Origin of the sequence: Rhizobium sp. CF080 (assembly GCF_000282095.2) — a bacterium.
Classification (GTDB): Bacteria; Pseudomonadota; Alphaproteobacteria; order Rhizobiales; family Rhizobiaceae; genus Neorhizobium.
Genome location: NZ_AKKC02000004.1, coordinates 200,615 through 218,682, shown reverse-complemented (window position 1 = coordinate 218,682; position 18,068 = coordinate 200,615). Strand labels below are relative to the sequence as shown.

18 protein-coding genes are annotated in these 18,068 nt (G+C 59.0%); 5 read left to right on the top strand and 13 right to left on the bottom strand.

The window, feature by feature from the left end; genetic code table 11:
• Positions 1 to 22: 22 nt before the first annotated feature.
• Entirely contained in the window at positions 23 to 772 is a 750-nt protein-coding gene (locus tag PMI07_RS08120) for a glucose 1-dehydrogenase (protein WP_007750926.1), read from the top strand.
• A 6-nt stretch (positions 773 to 778) separates the two neighbouring features.
• Here the strand turns inward: PMI07_RS08120 and PMI07_RS08115 are convergent, their stop codons facing one another.
• From PMI07_RS08115 to PMI07_RS08085, 7 genes are read right to left on the bottom strand one after another with little or no spacing between them, the layout of a single operon-like run.
• Positions 779 to 2,641, bottom strand: a complete 1,863-nt coding sequence (locus PMI07_RS08115) for a DUF2264 domain-containing protein (protein ID WP_007750927.1) — start codon at positions 2,639 to 2,641, stop codon at positions 779 to 781.
• Between the two features lie 60 nt (positions 2,642 to 2,701).
• Positions 2,702 to 3,982, bottom strand: coding sequence for a sugar ABC transporter substrate-binding protein (locus PMI07_RS08110; RefSeq protein WP_007750928.1), 1,281 nt, complete (start codon positions 3,980 to 3,982; stop codon positions 2,702 to 2,704).
• 31 nt (positions 3,983 to 4,013) lie between these two features.
• Positions 4,014 to 4,745, bottom strand: a complete 732-nt coding sequence (locus PMI07_RS08105; RefSeq protein ID WP_007750929.1) for a DUF624 domain-containing protein — start codon at positions 4,743 to 4,745, stop codon at positions 4,014 to 4,016.
• A 20-nt stretch (positions 4,746 to 4,765) separates the two neighbouring features.
• Entirely contained in the window at positions 4,766 to 5,875 is a 1,110-nt protein-coding gene (locus PMI07_RS08100; RefSeq protein WP_007750930.1) for an ABC transporter ATP-binding protein, read from the bottom strand.
• A gap of 9 nt (positions 5,876 to 5,884) precedes the next feature.
• Positions 5,885 to 7,057, bottom strand: a complete 1,173-nt coding sequence (locus tag PMI07_RS08095) for a glycoside hydrolase family 88 protein (RefSeq protein WP_007750933.1) — start codon at positions 7,055 to 7,057, stop codon at positions 5,885 to 5,887.
• A 4-nt stretch (positions 7,058 to 7,061) separates the two neighbouring features.
• Positions 7,062 to 7,898, bottom strand: coding sequence for a carbohydrate ABC transporter permease (locus tag PMI07_RS08090; protein ID WP_007750937.1), 837 nt, complete (start codon positions 7,896 to 7,898; stop codon positions 7,062 to 7,064).
• Between the two features lie 3 nt (positions 7,899 to 7,901).
• A complete protein-coding gene (locus PMI07_RS08085) occupies positions 7,902 to 8,846 on the bottom strand; it encodes a sugar ABC transporter permease (protein WP_197032477.1) in 945 nt (314 codons plus the stop codon).
• Positions 8,847 to 9,078: 232 nt separating this feature from the next.
• Here PMI07_RS08085 and PMI07_RS08080 point away from each other — a divergent pair, with 232 nt between their 5' ends.
• Positions 9,079 to 10,860: a heparinase II/III family protein gene (locus PMI07_RS08080; RefSeq protein WP_007750947.1), complete on the top strand. Its 1,782-nt coding sequence runs from the start codon at positions 9,079 to 9,081 to the stop codon at positions 10,858 to 10,860.
• A gap of 11 nt (positions 10,861 to 10,871) precedes the next feature.
• Positions 10,872 to 11,660 (top strand): hypothetical protein, encoded by a 789-nt coding sequence (locus PMI07_RS08075; RefSeq protein WP_007750948.1) that lies wholly within the window; start codon positions 10,872 to 10,874, stop codon positions 11,658 to 11,660.
• A 41-nt stretch (positions 11,661 to 11,701) separates the two neighbouring features.
• Here the strand turns inward: PMI07_RS08075 and PMI07_RS08070 are convergent, their stop codons facing one another.
• A complete protein-coding gene (locus tag PMI07_RS08070) occupies positions 11,702 to 12,439 on the bottom strand; it encodes a FadR/GntR family transcriptional regulator (RefSeq protein WP_007750949.1) in 738 nt (245 codons plus the stop codon).
• Between the two features lie 242 nt (positions 12,440 to 12,681).
• Here PMI07_RS08070 and PMI07_RS08065 point away from each other — a divergent pair, with 242 nt between their 5' ends.
• Positions 12,682 to 13,539, top strand: a complete 858-nt coding sequence (locus PMI07_RS08065) for an SMP-30/gluconolactonase/LRE family protein (RefSeq protein WP_007750956.1) — start codon at positions 12,682 to 12,684, stop codon at positions 13,537 to 13,539.
• A gap of 59 nt (positions 13,540 to 13,598) precedes the next feature.
• A complete protein-coding gene (locus PMI07_RS08060; RefSeq protein ID WP_007750965.1) occupies positions 13,599 to 15,266 on the top strand; it encodes an acyltransferase in 1,668 nt (555 codons plus the stop codon).
• 40 nt (positions 15,267 to 15,306) lie between these two features.
• On the opposite strand, the gene PMI07_RS08055 is transcribed toward PMI07_RS08060, so the two are convergent.
• From PMI07_RS08055 to PMI07_RS08035, 5 genes are all read right to left on the bottom strand, one after another.
• On the bottom strand, positions 15,307 to 15,492 hold the full coding sequence (locus PMI07_RS08055; RefSeq protein WP_007750968.1) for a hypothetical protein: 186 nt from the start codon (positions 15,490 to 15,492) through the stop codon (positions 15,307 to 15,309).
• A gap of 747 nt (positions 15,493 to 16,239) precedes the next feature.
• Positions 16,240 to 16,638: a hypothetical protein gene (locus tag PMI07_RS08050; protein WP_007750971.1), complete on the bottom strand. Its 399-nt coding sequence runs from the start codon at positions 16,636 to 16,638 to the stop codon at positions 16,240 to 16,242.
• A 145-nt stretch (positions 16,639 to 16,783) separates the two neighbouring features.
• Positions 16,784 to 17,287, bottom strand: coding sequence for a hypothetical protein (locus PMI07_RS08045; RefSeq protein WP_037085981.1), 504 nt, complete (start codon positions 17,285 to 17,287; stop codon positions 16,784 to 16,786).
• 13 nt (positions 17,288 to 17,300) lie between these two features.
• Positions 17,301 to 17,534 (bottom strand): hypothetical protein, encoded by a 234-nt coding sequence (locus PMI07_RS08040; RefSeq protein WP_155956419.1) that lies wholly within the window; start codon positions 17,532 to 17,534, stop codon positions 17,301 to 17,303.
• A 59-nt stretch (positions 17,535 to 17,593) separates the two neighbouring features.
• Complete coding sequence (locus tag PMI07_RS08035) at positions 17,594 to 17,914, bottom strand: hypothetical protein (protein ID WP_007750978.1); 321 nt, start codon at positions 17,912 to 17,914, stop codon at positions 17,594 to 17,596.
• Positions 17,915 to 18,068 lie beyond the last annotated feature (154 nt).

The following is an 18,068-nucleotide window of genomic DNA, read 5'->3' as shown; positions in this document are numbered from 1 at the left end:
TCAACATGAAAGGATCGGCAGTGTGGGTAAATTGGACGGGAAGATCGCGGTCATCACCGGCGGCAGCACCGGGATGGGTCTGGCGACGGCAAAGCTGTTCGTGCAAGAGGGAGCGCACGTCGTCATCACGGGTCGGGATCAGGCGGCCCTCGACGCAGCGGTTCAGGAAGTCGGAGCAGGGGTCGAAGCGTTCCGGAGCGACATTTCGAAGCTTGCAGAGCTCGACGCTCTGCGGGCCTACGTCGAAAGCCGGCATGGCCGCCTTGATATCCTGTTCGCAAATGCCGGCAGTGCAAAACCAGGCCTTTTCGAACAGGTCACTGATGAAGACTTCGAGTTTACGGTAGGCATAAACTTCAAGGGCACGTTCTTCACCGTCCAGAAGCTTATTTCCCTGATGCAGGCCGGCGGCTCGATCATCCTCAACACATCGATCCAAGGCGTGCGAGGGACAGCCGGTCTGTCGGTCTATTCTGCAACGAAAGCCGCCCTCCGTTCGCTGGCGCGATCTCTCACAGCCGAATACGGGCCTAAGGGTATTCGCATAAACGCCTTGGCCCCAGGCTATATCGGCACGGACATCATGCGCAGAACCGGCCTGAGCGAAGAAATGATCCGCGAGATGAAAAATCAGGCGACTGCCCACACGCCTCTCGGTCGGATGGGTACCGGGCACGAGATTGCTAAGGCCGTACTGTTCCTCGCGTCTGACGAGTCTGAGTTTGTAACGGGGGTGGAACTTACCGTGGATGGTGGTTGGGCGCAGGTGTAAGCAACATTACTGGCGCCCGCCGGCGAGGTCAAAGGCGGGAACCACATTCCCGGTCGTGCGGAACAGCCGTTCCAGCTCCGCCACATCCGGGCAAGCCGGGATGGACTGCAGAAATGCTGGGTCCATCTCGGCGTTGGGGAGCGCGATGACTGCTGCGGCGAGCAGCGTCGTCCCCGCCACGATCTCTCCACGGAGCTGCGGAAGAAGCGTCTTGGCGTGAATGAGATTGGTATTGGCAATCGGGCTCATGCTGTGGCCCTCTCGCCTGAGGGCAGGTGAGAGGTCGATGATTGCGCTTGTATCGGTTTGGCCGTGCCAAACGGCTAACCCTTCACCTTGCTTGGAAATATCGGCATTGGAATCCGCCTGCTCGATGGCGAAGCCGCCTTCCGTCGTTTGCAGGGCACGGGGCGTGACAATGCGGTGGATGCGGATATGCCAGGGATTGGCCGGCACCAGCCATGTCTCGACCGTGACATCGCTCCAGGGTTTCCAGCGGGAGTAGAGCTTGTCACCGGCGATCAGCGCCTGCTCGAGTGTCTCGCGCATGCGCAAATGCACGCCGTCGTCGGAGAGACCCAGCATCCCGTCAAAACTTGCGGCTGCGAAATGCCGGTCGTTGGCCTCGATGTTGAAGGCGTAGCGGGTGGAATAGGCGAATTTCGAATATTTCTCGTGGGCGCCGCGCATCTTGTCGTGCTGCTGACCGGAGGCAAGAACGACGACATTGCCGGGCGTATGCATGGCGACCATGCCGGGTTCCTTGAGCGCAATCGGTTCCGCGAAGGACGGCGCTGGCGCTTCTTGCGCCAGCCAGAATGGATGGTCGGCGGGCAGAGCGAGCGGCAGGAAGAATTTTAGCGCCCAATAGGGAGAGCCGGCGGAGTTGTAGCTCTCGCTCATCAGCAGATTGGGATAACCGTAGCCGATCGACAGCACACCGTCCCGGTCCGCGATCGGAAGCTTCGACCACCAGCGGATATGGCGCATGTAATAACCCTTGATCTCGGCACAGGGCAGAGCCTCGACGTCGGCAAACGCCAATGCGCCCCAGAAGCCGCCGGCGGCAAACCGATATGTCTGGCTGCGCCCGAAGGCGAGGGCGGCGCCATCCGGACCGAACCAGTGGCGGATGTCTTGCGCGAATACGCGAGCACGCTCGCGATAGGCATCACCGCGCGTGGTGTCTCCCCTCGCCAGAACCGAATAGATCAGCGCATAAAAATGCATGGCAAAAGGGATGTAGTGGTCGACGCGCTTGACCGGCCCGTCGCGATACCAGGCTTCGCCAAGCCGGAAGGTCTCGGTCTCATCGAGATATTTCTCGGTTTTCGATCGGTCCAGGCTTATGCCGACGCGTGTCAGGCCGAGATCGATGAGAACCCGGAAGAATTTCCAATTATTGTCGATGAATTCCTTGTCATGGGCTGACTGGAGATAGGCTGCGACGGTTTCCTTCTGCCCTTCGCTGAGCGGGTCCCAGATGTGTTCGGGCACCATGGCAAGTGCAAAACCCACCGCGGCCAGTTCCACCTGACGCTGGTCGCGGTCGGAAATGTCGCCCCAATATTCCGGATGAGAGGGATCGGTGCCGTTTGCGAGGCCGCGGCGGTAGAGATCCCAATACGGGAAATCATGGCCGCCGGCTGAGAGCGGTACGATGCCCCAGAGCGGTCGAGCGAAACCTTCGAGGTCGGCCGCGGCACGGTCGAAATGCGCCCCGGTAGCGCTCAGGCGAACCCGCGCGCCGCCTTGTGAAAAATAAGGAAGAAGCGGTTTGAACAGATCCAGGACCGCCTTGCCGAGGTCGTCTCGGGAAAGAAGAGGGTTCCCGTAAAGGGGATTGGCTCGAGCTGGGTCGTAGATCACTGGCAAACCATTTTCATCGAAGAGAGGCCCGCGGAGGAACTGCCTCCGCGGGTCGGGCTATTACTTGATGGCCTTCACACCTTCGGTCATTTCCTTCAGTCCGTCATCGATCGAGATGTTGTCGGTCATGATCGAGTCATGCGCGCGGTTGAGAACAACTTCGATCTTTGCAGCGTTCGGATTGACGGCCATTTCCAGGAAGGACTTGCCCGACTGGAGCGCGTCCTTGCTCGCCTGATCCTGGGGGAAGCCCGGCAGAGATGCGATCTTGGCGGTGACTTCCGGCGTGCGGACGGTCGGGATCGTACCGGTGCCGGCGATGATGGCCGCACCTTCCGGACCGGTGACAAACTTGATGAAGTCCAGTACCTCGGCCTTGTGAGTGGAGTTGGCGTTGACGGCCAGACCCGAAATCTGCGCTGCTGTGGTGCCTGCTGCAACGCCAGCCGGATGCGGGAACTTCACGATCCCCCAGTTCTTGCTCTTGGATTCACCGGAGGCGACCTTGGCGATCTGGGTGCCCACGAACCAGGTGCCCATTGGCAGCATGCCGATCGTGCCGTTGAAGAACAGCGCCGAATAGTGGGTGTTGGAGGTCTTCAGCGACGCATAGGACGGAACGACGCCGGCCTTCTGCAGGGCAAGCGCACGCTCATACCACGGCTTCAGGAAAGCGTAGTCCGGACCTGCGAGGGTCTGCTTGCCGTCGAGGATGCCCGGAAGCTGAACCGTGGAGCGCCACGTGTGGAAGAGCGCACCGTAGGTCTTGTTCGCGCCCATGCCGCCGGCGAGCTTTGTTGCGATCTGGTCGAACTGCGCCCAGGTCATGTCGTTGGTCGGGTAAGGAACATTGGCTTTGTCGAAAATATCCTTGTTGTAATAGACGACCCAGAAATCCGAACGGAAAGGCAGGGCATAGACCTTGCCGTCGATCTTGAGTTCGTCGACGAGGCCGCCGAAGGACGCCGGGTCGATCTTCTGTTCCGTCATGAAGCCGGAGAGGTCCGAAATCGAGCCGGCGCGGACGAGGTTCGTGTAGTTCGGAACGTCCTTGACGGTGACGATATCGATATCCTTGGAGCCGCCCGTCAGCTGCGTGGCGATCATCTGCTGGTAGTCCTGCGAACCGAGGTCCACGGACTCGAACTTAACGCTCGGATGCTTGGCCTGGTATGCCTCTATGAGCGGCTTGTAATAAGCGACTTTATCCCAATCCCACAGCGCCCATTTGAGCGTCACGGCATTGCCCGACTGGGCGTATGCCGATCCCGCGGCTGAAGCCGCAAAAGCGAGACCCGCCATCGCGAACTTCACCGATCTCCCGAGTTTTTCCAAATACATTTCTGTTCTCCTTCCCTGAAGTGTCTCTGGATTAGATATGCGTAGCGTCACCAGCATGCGGTTCGCGATGCGCCTGTGTTGCCATTGGCAGGGTTAGAACCATGACCGCTGCCCGATGGACGCCGAATGCGACGGCGAACATTCCGAGTGAAAAGTTGAGGGTGGCCGGCATGAAGACCGACACTGGATAGAAGACGATATGCGCGAGCCAGAGGACGGCCACGAACGCAAGCGCCGCAAGCGCCGGTAGCGGACGGATGACAGATGCAATGGTTGCAAGCCGCAGCAGCGTTGGCGGCGGAAGATCACGCATCACCATCAACACGACGAGGTGGCACGCCACGACGGCAATGAAAACCGTCGCTACCAGCGCGATCGTCAGCGGCACGGCCAGGACGAGATTGTCCCTGGCGGTCGCGGCATAGGTGGCTATCGAAAAGACGCCGACGCCGACGGCAAGGGTGAAGGCCAGTCCCCACGCGGTCGCACGCCAGAAATATCGGATGAACGCTTCGACATAGTCCCGCAGCAGATAGCTGTTGCGATCTTCGACGAAGGTGACGGAAACCCGGGCGGTTGCGACGATTGCTGCGGGAATGGTGACGACGAAGAGTGCGGTCAGGATGAACAGGATGTTCAACTTGACCATCTCCCACCACTCGCGTGCCAATGTATCTGCAAAAAGGGCCAGACCGCTCTTCTTCGGCGCATTCTTCGGAATGCCCGGCCCTTCCTTCGTCCACATGTCCCGTAGCCATTGCATGGCCGTTTCCTCCCGCTCGCCTAATAAAGGATCGAGCGCTCCGTTTCCTTGTCGAACAACTGCATATTGGTTGTGTCGATGACCAGCTTGACCTCGTCGCCGATCGCCGCCTTGAACCGGGGAGACACCCGCGCGATGAAGCTGCGCCCGCCGGCGACGATATTGAGGTGGACTTCCGAGCCCATCGGTTCGGCGAGTTCCACGACGGCGCTGAAGGGCGCCAGATTTTCCGGTGCGATATCGGCCGGCGGCAATTCATGTAAATTCTCGGGCCGGACGCCGATGATCAGTTCCCGGCCTTCATAGGGTGCGATGCGGCTGCTGTCGAAATGCGCCGGCAATGGCAGTTCCCGTCCGTCGAACAGGGCAAAATATCCGTCGCCGCGCCGCTCGATCACCGATGGCATCATGTTCATCTGCGGCGCGCCGATGAAGCCCGCGACGAACATGTTGACGGGGCGATCGTAGAGGTTTTGCGGTGTATCGACCTGCTGGATATGCCCGTCCTTCATCACCACGATGCGATCCGCCATGGTCATCGCCTCGATCTGGTCATGCGTGACGTAGATGAAGGTGGCATCGAGGCGCTTGTGCAGCTTGGTGATCTCGGCACGCATGGTGCCGCGAAGCTTGGCGTCGAGATTGGAGAGCGGTTCGTCCAGCAGGAAGACCGCCGGGTTGCGGACCATGGCGCGCCCGAGCGCGACGCGCTGGCGCTGGCCGCCGGACAACGCCTTCGGCTTGCGGTTCAGCAGATGCGTGATGTCGAGGATTTTCGCAGCGTCCTGAACCTGACTGTCGATGAAGTCCCGGGGCGCTTTGCGAAGCTGCAGGCCGAAAGCCATATTCTTGTAGACAGTCATATGCGGATAAAGCGCATAGTTCTGGAAGACCATAGCGATATCGCGGTCCTTCGACGGCACATCGTTCATCAGGTCGCCGCCGATCACAAGCTCGCCGCCGGAAATCTCTTCCAGCCCGGCGATCATCCTGAGCGTCGTCGATTTGCCGCAACCCGAAGGTCCGACGAGAATGATGAATTCCTTGTCGGCGATTTCCAGATCGATGTCATGCACGACAGTCAGCGCGCCGTAGGACTTGTTCAGTTTCTTGAGTGCAATGCTGGCCATCAGGTTCTCTCACCAATAGGAAGACCAATTGCGCGAGAGGCGCGTCAAGGCTTCCATGTAATAATAGTCGCCCCACGAGACACACTCGTCGACACCTTCGCCGCGGCACGTGTTGAAGGGCGATTTCTTGGAATAGGTCCCATGCAGGACGAGGCCGTTGGAAATGGCCGGGTCCTTGACCGCGTAATGGTCGGCAAGGCTTTTCATCATGCGGCGCGCAAGCTCATGGTAACGCGCGGCAACGTCCGCTTCGACCAGTTCGGCCATTTCGAGCAACCCGCAGGCGACGATTGCGGCTGCCGAGGTATCACGGGGCTCGCCATCTCCGTCCGAGAACACCAGATCCCAATAGGGCACCAGGTCGGTAGGCAGCTTCTTCAGATAGAAGTCGAGGAGCTGGTCGAAGGTATTGCGATATTCCTCGATCGGCTCGTAACGATAGGAAAGCGCCATCCCGGCAATCCCCCAGGCCTGCCCACGGGCCCAGAAACTGTCGTCCTTGTATCCCTGTTTCGTCGCGCCACGAACGGGCGCACCGGTAACCGGGTCCATGTAGAACGTATGGTAGGTGGAAGCGTCCGGCCTTATCGAGTTTGCCAGCGTCGTGCGGGCATGGATGAGCGCGATGTCGCGATATTTTGGATCGCCTGTCTCGCGGCTGGCCCAATAGAGCAATGGCAGGTTCAACAGGCAGTCGATGATGTAGCGGTATTCCTCGGCGACACCCTTGCGGCCCCAGGCCTGGATGAACTGGCCGATCGGCTGGAAGCGTTCGATCAACTGGTCCGCAGCCAGAATGGCGGCCTTGCGCCCGTCCTCATCACCCACCAGCTTCCAGGCGGCGATGCAAGAGGGTGAATAGAGAAAGCCCATATCATGGTGATCGGTCTCGATGCGGTTCAAGATCCGGTGCAGGAAACTCTGCACCTGGATTTGTGCCGCATACTGAAAAACCTTGTCACCCGTATGCTCGAACGCCAACCAGATTTCCCCCGGCCAGAAACCCGCGGTCCACTGGGTATTCTCGACGGCGGGATAAAAATTGCCGACGCTGGAATGGTTCTGGGACGTGTAGGTGAAGGTGGGCAGATTACGCCGGATCTGGGCGACGGTGAGATCAAGCGCCGTCTTGACCTCGGCATCCGTGATCGGTGGGGGAGCGATCGGCGCAATGGCATTCATGACGTTAACCCTTGATGCCTGACGAGGCGACGCCCTCGACGAAGAAGCGCTGCAGCGACAGGAAGACGATCAGGACGGGAATGAGTGCCACGACCGATGCTGCCATGATCAGCCCGTATTCCGCGGAATACTGCGAGATGAACATGCGCAGGCCGATCTGGATCGTCTTCAGCTCCGTCTTGGTCAGGTAGATCATTGGGCCGAGGAAGTCATTCCAGGTGGTGACGAAGGTGAAGATGGTCAGCGTCGACAGTGCGGGCTTCGACAGGGGCAGCATGATGCGGGCCCAGATCTGATATTCGTTCATGCCGTCGATGCGCGCCGCTTCGCAAAGCTCCGTCGGGATCGACATGTAGAACTGCCGCATCAGGAAGACGCCGAAGGCGGTGAATGCCTGCAGGCAGATCAGCGCCAGATGCGTATTGTTCAGGCCGAATTCGCGCATCAGCAGGAACTGCGGCACCATGTAGACCTGCCACGGCATGGCGATCGTCGCGATATAGCCGAGGAAAAGCGTGTTCTTGTAGGGAAACTCGAGCTTGGCAAAGGCATAGGCCGCGAAGCTCGACGTCAGCAACTGAAGCAGGGTGACGATGATGGTCAGCTTCGATGTATTGTAGATGAACAGGCCGAGCGGAATCTTCGTCCAGATATCCACGTAGTTCTGCCACTGCGGTTGCGACGGAATCCACTCGATCGGGAATACGAAGACGTCGCGGCTGAGCTTCAGCGAGGCTGAAAGCATCCAGGCGAAAGGCATCAGCATCACGGCGGTGATGACGATGACCGTCGCGTAGATTGCAATCCTTTTGGCGGTGATCTTGCGTCCGGCAATCTTCAAGGATCAATCCTCCTTCTGTCGGCGAAACTGGACGACCGTGACCGCCAGCACGAGGAAGAAGAGAACGAGCGCAATCATGCTGGAGTAACCGAGGTCCCAGGAGATGAAGGCTTCGTTGTAGATGTGATAGACGAGAACGAGGGTCGAGGTACCGGGGCCGCCCTGGGTGATCATGTAGATCTGGTCGAAGACCTTGAACGACTGGATTGTCAGCATGACGGTCACGAAAAAGGTCGTGGGAGCGAGCTGCGGCACGGTAACATAGAGAAACTTCTGCCACGAATTCGCGCCATCGAGGTCGGCCGCTTCATAAAGCTCGGAATTGATGCCCTGCAGCCCGGCGAGATAGATGACCATGTAATAACCCATGCTCTTCCAGACACCGAAGAGGATGACCGTTACCATCGCCCAATGCCGGTCGGCAGCCCAGCCCGGCATGTCCTTGGGGTCCAGGCCGAGCGTATAGAGGATCATGTTCACCGGCCCCATTTCGGGGTTGAAGATCATGTTCCAGACCACGGCGACGGCCACCAGCGAAGCGACATAGGGGAAGAACATCGCCGTGCGGAAGAAGTCGCGGCCGAAGATCTTCTGGTTCAGCAGGATCGCCAGGCCGAGCGCGCAGGCGAGCGTCGCGGGAACCGATACGACCGTATAGATGATCGTGTTCCAGAATGCGGCAATGAAGACCTTGTCCTCGAACAGCCGCCAGAAGTTGTCGAGGCCGGCAAAGGTGATCGCATTGGAGCCGTCCCAATGCATGAATGCCAGCACGAAGGCGAACAGGATCGGCCCGAGCGTGAAGACGGCAAAACCGAGGAAATTCGGCGCGATGAAGGAGTAGGCGACCAGCGCGCTCTGTATCTTGCGTCGGCGGCGCGACAATATCCTGGTCGCTCGCCGGGACGTAGCCGGCGCATCGCCTGCGGCGATGGTCGAATTCGACATGGACAATTTTATCCCTCCTCGAACCAGGACGCTCCGATCGATGCCCAAGGGCTCATCCGCGGCCAGCAGGCAGCCATGATGCCGGGCGTGCCGCCTCCCGGCTGAGGGAATAGCACATCTCCCGCATTGGTCAAACAAATTTATGGATAAATCATATGAATTTTGTAGTCATCTTAAAATACGTATGATAGGTGGCGTTTGAGGTCGTTACCGATCGCATGGAGGAGGTTTGATGTTCAGCGAGATCGCCGGATCGTTGCCGCCGGTTTTGGCAGACTTCATGCCCGGTTCGCCGGTCGAGGACCGGGCCGCGTGGCGCGCCGTATCGGACGACATGCGTTCCGCGGTCATGCGCGATGCAGAGGCGGCCCTGGGCCGGCCCTGGTCGGTCATCAAGGCTGCGGACTATCGGGAATATTCGCTGAACGGTAACCGCTCGCGCTTTGAATCGCTGTATTTTTCGCGGCGGCGGATGTTGAACGATCTGGTTCTCGCCGAGCTGCTTGAGGGCAGGGGCCGCTTCATCGATGCGATCATCGACGGCGTCTTTCTGATCTGTGAGGAAAGCGGATGGCAGCTTCCGGCTCACAACGCTTATGAACGGGGTGGGCAGCGGTTTGCATTGCCCGATACGGAGCGGCCGGTCATCGATCTGTTTGCGGCAGAGACGGGTGCTCTGCTGGCGACCGTGGCTGCTCTCATGGGAGATCGGCTCGACAAGGTCAGCCCGCAGATCGTCGGCCGGATCGAACGCGAACTCCGCGCCCGCGTTCTGTCGCCCTACCTCGACCAGCATTTCTGGTGGATGGGCAACGGCGCCGAGCGAATGAACAACTGGACGGCATGGATAACGCAGAACGTCCTTTTATCGGCCTTTGCCCTGAAAACGGATCAGGATCTACGCAGGCGGGTCGTCGAAAAGGCCCTTTCCGGCCTGGACGCCTTCATCAAGGACTACGCTGAAGATGGGGCCTGCGAGGAGGGAGTGGTCTACTATCGCCATGCGGCGCTTTGTATGGCCGGAGCGATGGCCATTCTGGACACGGTGGCGCCGGCTTCAATGGCGCCTTTCTGGAAAGCTCCAAAAATCCGCGGCATGGCGGAATACATTGTCAACATGCATGTGGCCGGCCGCCGGTATTTCAACTTTTCCGATTCCGCCGCCGTCATAGAACCCTGCACCGTACGCGAATATCTCTTCGGTAAGGCCGTCGGGTCGGACGTCTTGGCGGCATTCGCCGCGCGCGACCGCCTGTCGTCAGAGCAAAAGCACCTGCCGGAGGAGTGGAACCTCTGGTATCGCGTGCAGGAACTGCTGTTAACGCCCGAGATCGCGAGGGAAGCGAAGCCCCCCGGTGATGCGTTTTATCCGGGGATTGGCCTGTTCATCGCCCGCGACGACCGCTTTTCGCTGGCCGTCAAAGGCGGCAATAACGGCGAAAGCCATAACCACAACGATGTCGGCAGCCTGACGCTCTACAAGGATGGCAAGCCTTTCCTGATCGATGTCGGGGTCGAAACTTACACGGCCAAGACCTTCTCTTCGGAGCGTTACGACATCTGGACCATGCAGTCCGCCTTCCACAATCTGCCGAGCTTCGGTGACATGAACCAGGCCGATGGCGCGGATTTCGCGGCGCGGAATGTCCACACGGAATTCACCGAAAACCAGGCGCAAATATCGCTGGATATCGCGTCCGCCTACCCGGTCGAGGCACACGTGCGATCCTATCGGCGAACCGTCACGCTTCGTCGCGGGAAGGAGGTCGAGGTCGTGGATATTCATGAGGGTGACCGACCGGCTGTGCTTTCACTGATGACCTGCGTCGAGCCGATTATCCATCAAGCCCTTTATTTCGAAGGCCTCGGCCGCATCGACCTTGATGGAGCCGGCGAGATCGAGGTCGAGGCAATCGATATCGACGATGCCCGCCTGCGTCGCTCCTGGCCCCCGAGAATTTATCGACTGCGCATCCCCTTTGCCAGGACCTGCCTGAAACTGCGGATCGTCTGAGGAGGACGAGCATGGAACTGACGCTGAAAGTCGTAGATGTGGCGGGCGAGGTGCGCGCTTGGGCAACGGGCACGGACGAGACATATCTCGTTTATCGCGACAGCTACAACGAAGGCGATCAGGTCGTCGTCGAAGCATCCGAGCCAGGTTATCTCATGCTTGCCCTTGATGACGCGATGAGCCCCGCCATCGTCTATATGAAGGGCCGGACCTATGCGCTTGGGGTGCCCTTCGGTTCGAAACGCGTCCCCTATTCACCGCGGGCCTTCGAAGGCGGGATTCACAGGCTCTGCGTGCGCAAGGCACGGGCGGATGAAATCATGCCGCGACGGAATCTGGCCCTCAATCCTTGGGATGACCACGCCAATTCCGCCATCTTTCCGCATGCCAAGGCGAATGTGGAGACACGTGGAGAGGCGGTGTTCGCCGCGCGTAACGCCATCGACGGCGAAAAGGCCAATGACGATCACGGCTTCTGGCCGTACACGAGCTGGGGGATCAATCGCGACCCGGAGGCGACGCTGACCCTCGATTTCGGTCGGCCGGTGAAAATCGACGAAATCGTCCTCTATTTGCGTGCCGACTTTCCGCATGATTCATGGTGGGAAAAGGCGAGTGTCACCTTTTCTAACGCCGAGACCGCATGTCTTTCTCTGACCAAATCGGGTGCGGCGCAATGCTTCCCGGTGAGGGAGCAGGTGGTTGAATGGATCAAGCTGCACAGCCTGATCAAGGCCGACGACCCTTCGCCCTTTCCGGCGCTTACCCAGATCGAGGTCTGGGGACGTGAAGCAGATTAGGTCGAAAGCCGGCTTGGCTCATGTCTCCGGCTGCTGCTGCTTTAGCTCGAAAACGCCTTGAAATCTCTCAAGACATCCCGGTAGCGTATCTGGCTGCCTCTCAGGTGGTCGCGCATGGCATTGCGCGCAGCCTCGTCATTGCGATCGGAGATCGCCATGACGATCGCTTCGTGCTCCGTATGGATCATGCGGCGATAGGCGGTCTGCTCTCCGGACCGTTCGGCGGGCGTGGCTCTCGATTGCGGGATGACCGCGGCGCCGTGAAATTCCAGATGCTGCCGGAACAGCGGGTTGTTGGTGGCGTCGGCGATGGCGAAATGGAGTGCGAGATCTGCCTCGCGGATGGATTCGTTCTGCTCGATACACCGCAGAATATGCCGATGACACTCGAAGATTGCCTCCTCCTGTGCCGGAGACCGACGCATCGCAGCCAGACCGGCAGCCTCGATTTCGAGCGGAGCCCGGACCTCCAGTACCTCCAGATCGGACGATACGCGCGCCCGGTCGATTTTCCGGCTCGAAGGGGCCTGACTATCCTGGCTGAGAACATAAATTCCCGCACCCTGTCTCACTTCGACAAGCCCGTCCGAGCGTAGCGCGGCGACCGCCTCGCGAACCACGGTACGGCTTACGCCATGCGCCTCCGTCAGTTCGACCTCGCTGGGAAGCTTGTCGCCGGGCACGTATTGACCGCTGACAATTGCCGCTCGAAGGCTTTCGCCGACCCGTGACACCAGCGATCCCGGTCCCTTGTTCCGATCCTTGGTCTGGGTCGTCACGCTCAATCCTCACTGCAACGAGTCGTCGTATTCATCACACGTGTATGACAAATTCGGGTCCGTTTCAATGCGCAGGCGAATTTCATTTGCGTTTGGAAGGCTTCGTCAGGTCGATGGGAAGTCGAAAACTAAAGCTGGACGCTTAAATTTGTCTGCTGTATTTCGTCACTCTCGCGGATGTTGAAAATTGGTATGATGACGCCGCACACCAAGTGTCAAACCTGAGCAAAGGCCAAACGCGCATGAACGACATATTCGATCAGCGGCGCTGCGAACTTGGCGAAGGGGCTTTCTGGCATCCGGAACGACAGCAATTTTTCTGGTTCGATATTGTCGGCAATCTTTTGTTAAGCCTGGAAGCCGGCGGACCGCGACAGTGGCAGTTCGAAGAAAACGTCTCGGCCGCAGGCTGGATATCGGGGCAAGAACTTCTGATCGCTTCTGAAACGGGCCTGTGGCGTCTGGATCTGGCATCCGGCCAGCGGGAGCTCGTGGCGTCATTCCCGTCTGAGCCGCGTCTGCGCTCCAACGACGGGCGGGCCGACCCCTGGGGCGGTTTCTGGATCGGCACGATGGGCAAGCGTTCGGAAGCGGAAGCCGGTGCCATATGGCGCTACTATCGCGGCGAGATGCGCAGGCTCTACCCCGGCATCAGCATTCCCAATGCGATCTGTTTTGATGCCGGGCGATCGCTGGCATATTTCGCCGACACGCGCCTCAAGAAGATCTGGCATGTCCGGCTGGATGGCCACGGATGGCCCGAGGAAGATCCGGAACTGTTCCTGGATTTGAATGCGGCAGGCCTCTCGCCCGATGGTGCGGTGATCGATGCGCAGGGAAACTTCTGGAATGCCCAATGGGGTGCGCATCGGGTGGCATGTTACGGTGCGAATGGCGAGGAAATTACCGCCGAGCATTTTGATGCGGCTCGCATATCGTGTCCGGCTTTTGGCGGCGCGAACCTCTACACCCTCTTCGCCACGTCGGCGTTTCAAGGAGTGACTGCCGAGGCGCAGCTTGCAGAACCCCATGCGGGAATGACTTTCTCCCGCTTGACGAAGTTTCAAGGTGTGGCGGAGCCTCGCGTCATTCTGGGGTGAGCATCTGTGACGTGCAGACGGCCATCAGCCTACAGCGAGGAAAATAGGACGTGCGACATATGAGTGAGGGAAAGAGGACAATTCAAGAAATTCCTGAATCCGAGATGGATCGAGAAAACAGACTGCAATTCCTCACCTGGGAGCGCGAACCTGCGGATATCGACAGTGATCTCCAAAAGAAGTTTAAGCAAAGGCTGGCGCAGACCGCCGGCGCACAGATCGCAGACACCGCGTATATTGCAAAAGATGCGCGCATTTTCACATCCTCTCTGATTGTCGGCGATCGCTCCTGGATTGCCGGGCATGCGCTCGTCCGTGGAGATGTGGAAATCGGCTCCAATTGTTCGGTCAATCCTTATGCATGCATCTCCGGAAAGGTCCGGTGCGGAAACGGTGTACGCATTGCATCGCTCGTCTCCATCGTCGGTTTCAACCACGGCTTCGACGATCCGAACATACCCATCAACGATCAACCCCACGAGACGCTCGGCATTACGATTGGCGATGACGTGTGGATCGGTGCCAATGCAGTCGTTCTCGATGGCGTGACGATCGGCAGGGGCGCTGTTATTGCCGCCGGTGCGGTTGTAACCAAGGACATTCCCGACCTGGCGATTGCGGCGGGGGTGCCGGCCAAAGTGGTGCGCCGTCGCGGGGAAACGCCAGGCGCGGGGAAGTCTCGCCGGTCTGAGGTGGAGCGAGCATTGCTGCGGATCAGCAGGGTGGCGGACGCCGAGTGGCGGGATGTGCGGGAACAGCATCGGACGCCGGACGGCTATATATCGATGGACGCCGATGGCGTGGCGCGTATGAGCGTCAGGCATGAATGCGATGCGATCGAGATCGCCGCCGGTTTTGGACAGCCGCCCTCGGGGAACGAAGCAAAGGCAACCATTGATCGCTTGCAGGCGCTGCAGGATCCCGCAACCGGGTTCTTTCCCGATCCGTTTCGCCCACCTGACCCTTTGAAGAATATCCGGGATGATTCCCCGGCTCTTTATAACGTGCTTGCGGTCGGTTATGCGCTGGAGATACTCGGCGCTCATCCCTCTCACCCAATCTCTGGCGTGGGAATGGATGCCGTTGCACTTTGCGACTGGCTGGAGACCTTGCCCTGGAGCACTCGCGCATGGTGGTGCGGCGACCGGGTGGATGCAATTGCCACTGCGCTGTATTTCAACGCCAGGTATTTCGAGAGCGGCAGGGGGAAAGAAATCCTCTTTGGCTGGCTGACGACCCATATCGATCGTTCGACCGGCCTATGGGGAAAGCCGACTGCGGAGCAGGGGTTCTTGCACCCGGTGAACGGCTTTTATCGCCTGACACGCGGAGCACATGCCCAGTTCGGCGTCCCTGTCCCTTTTCCTGAAGCGACAATCAACTCCGTCATTTCGCACTATCGAAACAACCGCGGTTTTTCCGGTTCAACCTATACGGCTTGTAATCTCCTCGATACGATCCATCCGCTTTGGCTATGCCTCAAGCAGACGGACTTCATGCGCAATCATGCGGAAGCCGTGGCTGAAGACATCATTCTGCAATCACCGGACCGGTGGCAGTCAAAAAAGGGCTTCGCCTTCGCCGAGGGTCAGACAGGAAGCCTGCAGGGCACGGAGATGTGGCTTTCGACCCTGCATCTTGCTGCAGACCTTTTGGGTATTGCTGAACAGTTCGCCTTCGTTCCAAAAGGGGTACATCGAACGCGGTCGGCTGGAATGGGCCTATAGCCTTCCAGAAATGCATCGTGTCTGAAATCGCCGCCGCTGCTCAACGGAAGCGCGGCGCGCGCGGCGGAGAGTTCGAGTGGATCTCGTGCATCGGCGCGTGCTTTCCCAACAGTCGCAGCATCTTCCTCTCGTCTTCCGGCCTCATGCCATTTTTCCGGCAGTGTGCGGCGACGTCGTGATCACGCGGCCCGGGAATTCTGATTTGCCGACTGGTATCCTTTTTCATGGCTGCTTCCTCCGAACGACACAACGCGTCGAACTCGCAAGTGTTCGTTAGAAATAGCTAAAATTCAAGCTTATTCACACAGGGCCGCCATAAAATGGAAAATGACGGCCATACCGAGCTTCTCGGACGGCAAGGTTCCGAGGTTGTTCGGCTGATGCCGATCTCGCCGATGGCAAGCTGGCTCAACGCAGATGTCACGAACAAGAAAAAGCCCCTCTGCAGAACAGAAGGGCTTTCATCTCAACGCCAATCTCTGCGATCGCGCCAGTCACGATGATCCCGCCATTCTCGGCGAGGTGGTCCTCGGTAGTCCCAGCGGTCACGACGATCCCACCGATGGCTATAGCGCGGTGGCGGCGGTGGGCTCCAGCGGTTGGGGCGACAATCTCCCCAACGGTTCAAGTGGTAACCACGCCCGCAAGCCCAGTCGACCTTCTCGGCGGCTGGCTTGGCTGGGACGGCAACGCTTCCAATTGGCATGGCATTTGCCGTGCCTCCGAAAAGGCAAGCTGCGACTAAACTGGCCGCTAAGATTATTCTGCGCATCGGTTCCTCCAGAGTGCACACGCTGACAGATTGCGGCAGGTTCTGTGAACTGCTGCTGAAGTCCGCATTCATCTGCGCTTCAGTTTAGTGTTTGAAGGCGGCCCCAAGCTTCGGTGGCGAAAATACCGTGGCGCAGACTTGTTCGGGCGAGGGTAAGGCCGCTTGAAAAGTGGCGAACTTGGCTCCTCGTTTTAGCCCGCTTCAGCGAAAACGAGAGCGATCCCGGTCGTAGTCGCGCGAGCCGCTGTCCTCCGAAGACGTTCCTCGCTGCAGCCGGTCTAGCACCTGCAGGAGAAGATCGGCGCAGTCCTTCGTCGGTTCACCGTCAGCACAACGGAGATCGATCGTGGTTCGGCCGTTCTCGATCCGGAACCGCGCCCCCCGCTCACGCGGCAGCGGACGATCTGCCATGGGACGCATCCGCCATTCGTCTCCGTCCCGGTCCCCGCCTGGCTCGCGAAGATCAGGGGAGGGCGCAGTCGGCGCGCGGTCCTCCTCGGCCTTTGGCGGCGGGTTCGGCGGCATGGTGGAGGGGGCTTGCGCGAATGTGAGGTTTGTCGACAGCGAAAGAACCGCCGCTGTGATGAGAATGAGTTTCATGTCGTAGCCTCCATTTCGGATGCCAACGAACAACGGCCGATTGGATTTGTTCCAACCTCTGGGGCTTGAATGGGAAATGGAGCGCCGTTCACTCCGAAAAAATCACCGAGCCACGATTGGCGTCGGTGATCTACGTTGCGAATTCTCAGGACGTGGCTGCAAACAAGGCTGCGACCAGCGCATACAGCGGAACCATCCAGGCCAATGTGGCGAGAAGCCCGAAGAACCAAAAGCGCTTTGGTATATCATCGTCAGCAAGTCGGCGTAGCCGCCGTGGTGGGTTGCGCGCCTCCGAGGCCCTCCATGTCAGGCCGGTGAAAAACAACCAGCTCACAATACCGCCAATCAATGTCAGAGCGCAGAATAGCACGATCCCCAACCCGATCGCCAACGACCAGAGGAATCCGCCAAGCTCGTAGTTCAGGAACGCAATTCCACCCGCGGCAACCACCATGCCAAGCGCCAGCAAAAGCCAGTTGGCCCGCAAGCCGAGAATGCCCTCTTTCGCTTCAGATGGCACTGCGCGTAACGCAGTCGAAATACTGGCGTTCAACTCACCCTCCCGGTGGCTCGCCTTTCCGCCGAAGCGGCGGATCGGTCCACTTTCAATCGAGAAGAGGGGCAAAAGGTTCCGGATGATGAAGATCAATTTGCTGCGACACTTAATGCTGGCGCGGCGGGGTGTTCTTGTCTTCCAGATCTTCTGGCGCTGCCAAGTTGGCCAAGCGGATCACATAATCTTCTGCAGCATCTGCGAGCGTCAGGGCTATTTCCGCTTGGCTCAATCCCTGCTCTTGCAAATGCTCGATCATTTCGAGCATGGCGGCCTCGACCTTGAAGCGATTGATGGCCGGCGGATCATAGGTGTCGTCTAGTGTGGGATCATTTGGGCTCATGGCATTGTCCTCTATGGGAAGCATGGCACATCGTCCCAGTTCCGCAAGCGGATGCTTAATTAAGGGTTAACGCAAGCCTTGTACGATTCGTGAGCCGGGGCGATGGACTGCAGATGGTGCATCTCGCTCAACAGCGGCGGGATGTTGAGGATGGGCGGTGCCAGAGGCGCAATGGCGGAGTCGGACATCATGCGCGAAACCACAACGCGCCTTACAAACCGGTCTACGTCTCCGTCACTGGCATCCCGAAGCTTGGCTAGGCTATATCCTTCCGAAAACGCGGATTCCCGCAGCCGTGCGCATAACGATACGACATCGTCTGCCATGATGTGCTTTCGTTCCGATATCCAGTCGTCCAACCAATCGTCGATGATACGCATTTCGTTTGCCTACGAAGACCAACATCTTGTTCGACGCTTAAATACCGCTCCAATTTTTTGGTTCCACACCTCTCAAATCTGTGAGGGGTACCTGTCGCGTAACATGATCAACTGCGAGCGACGAAGGAAACGCCCTCGGCTGATGTGGGGAACG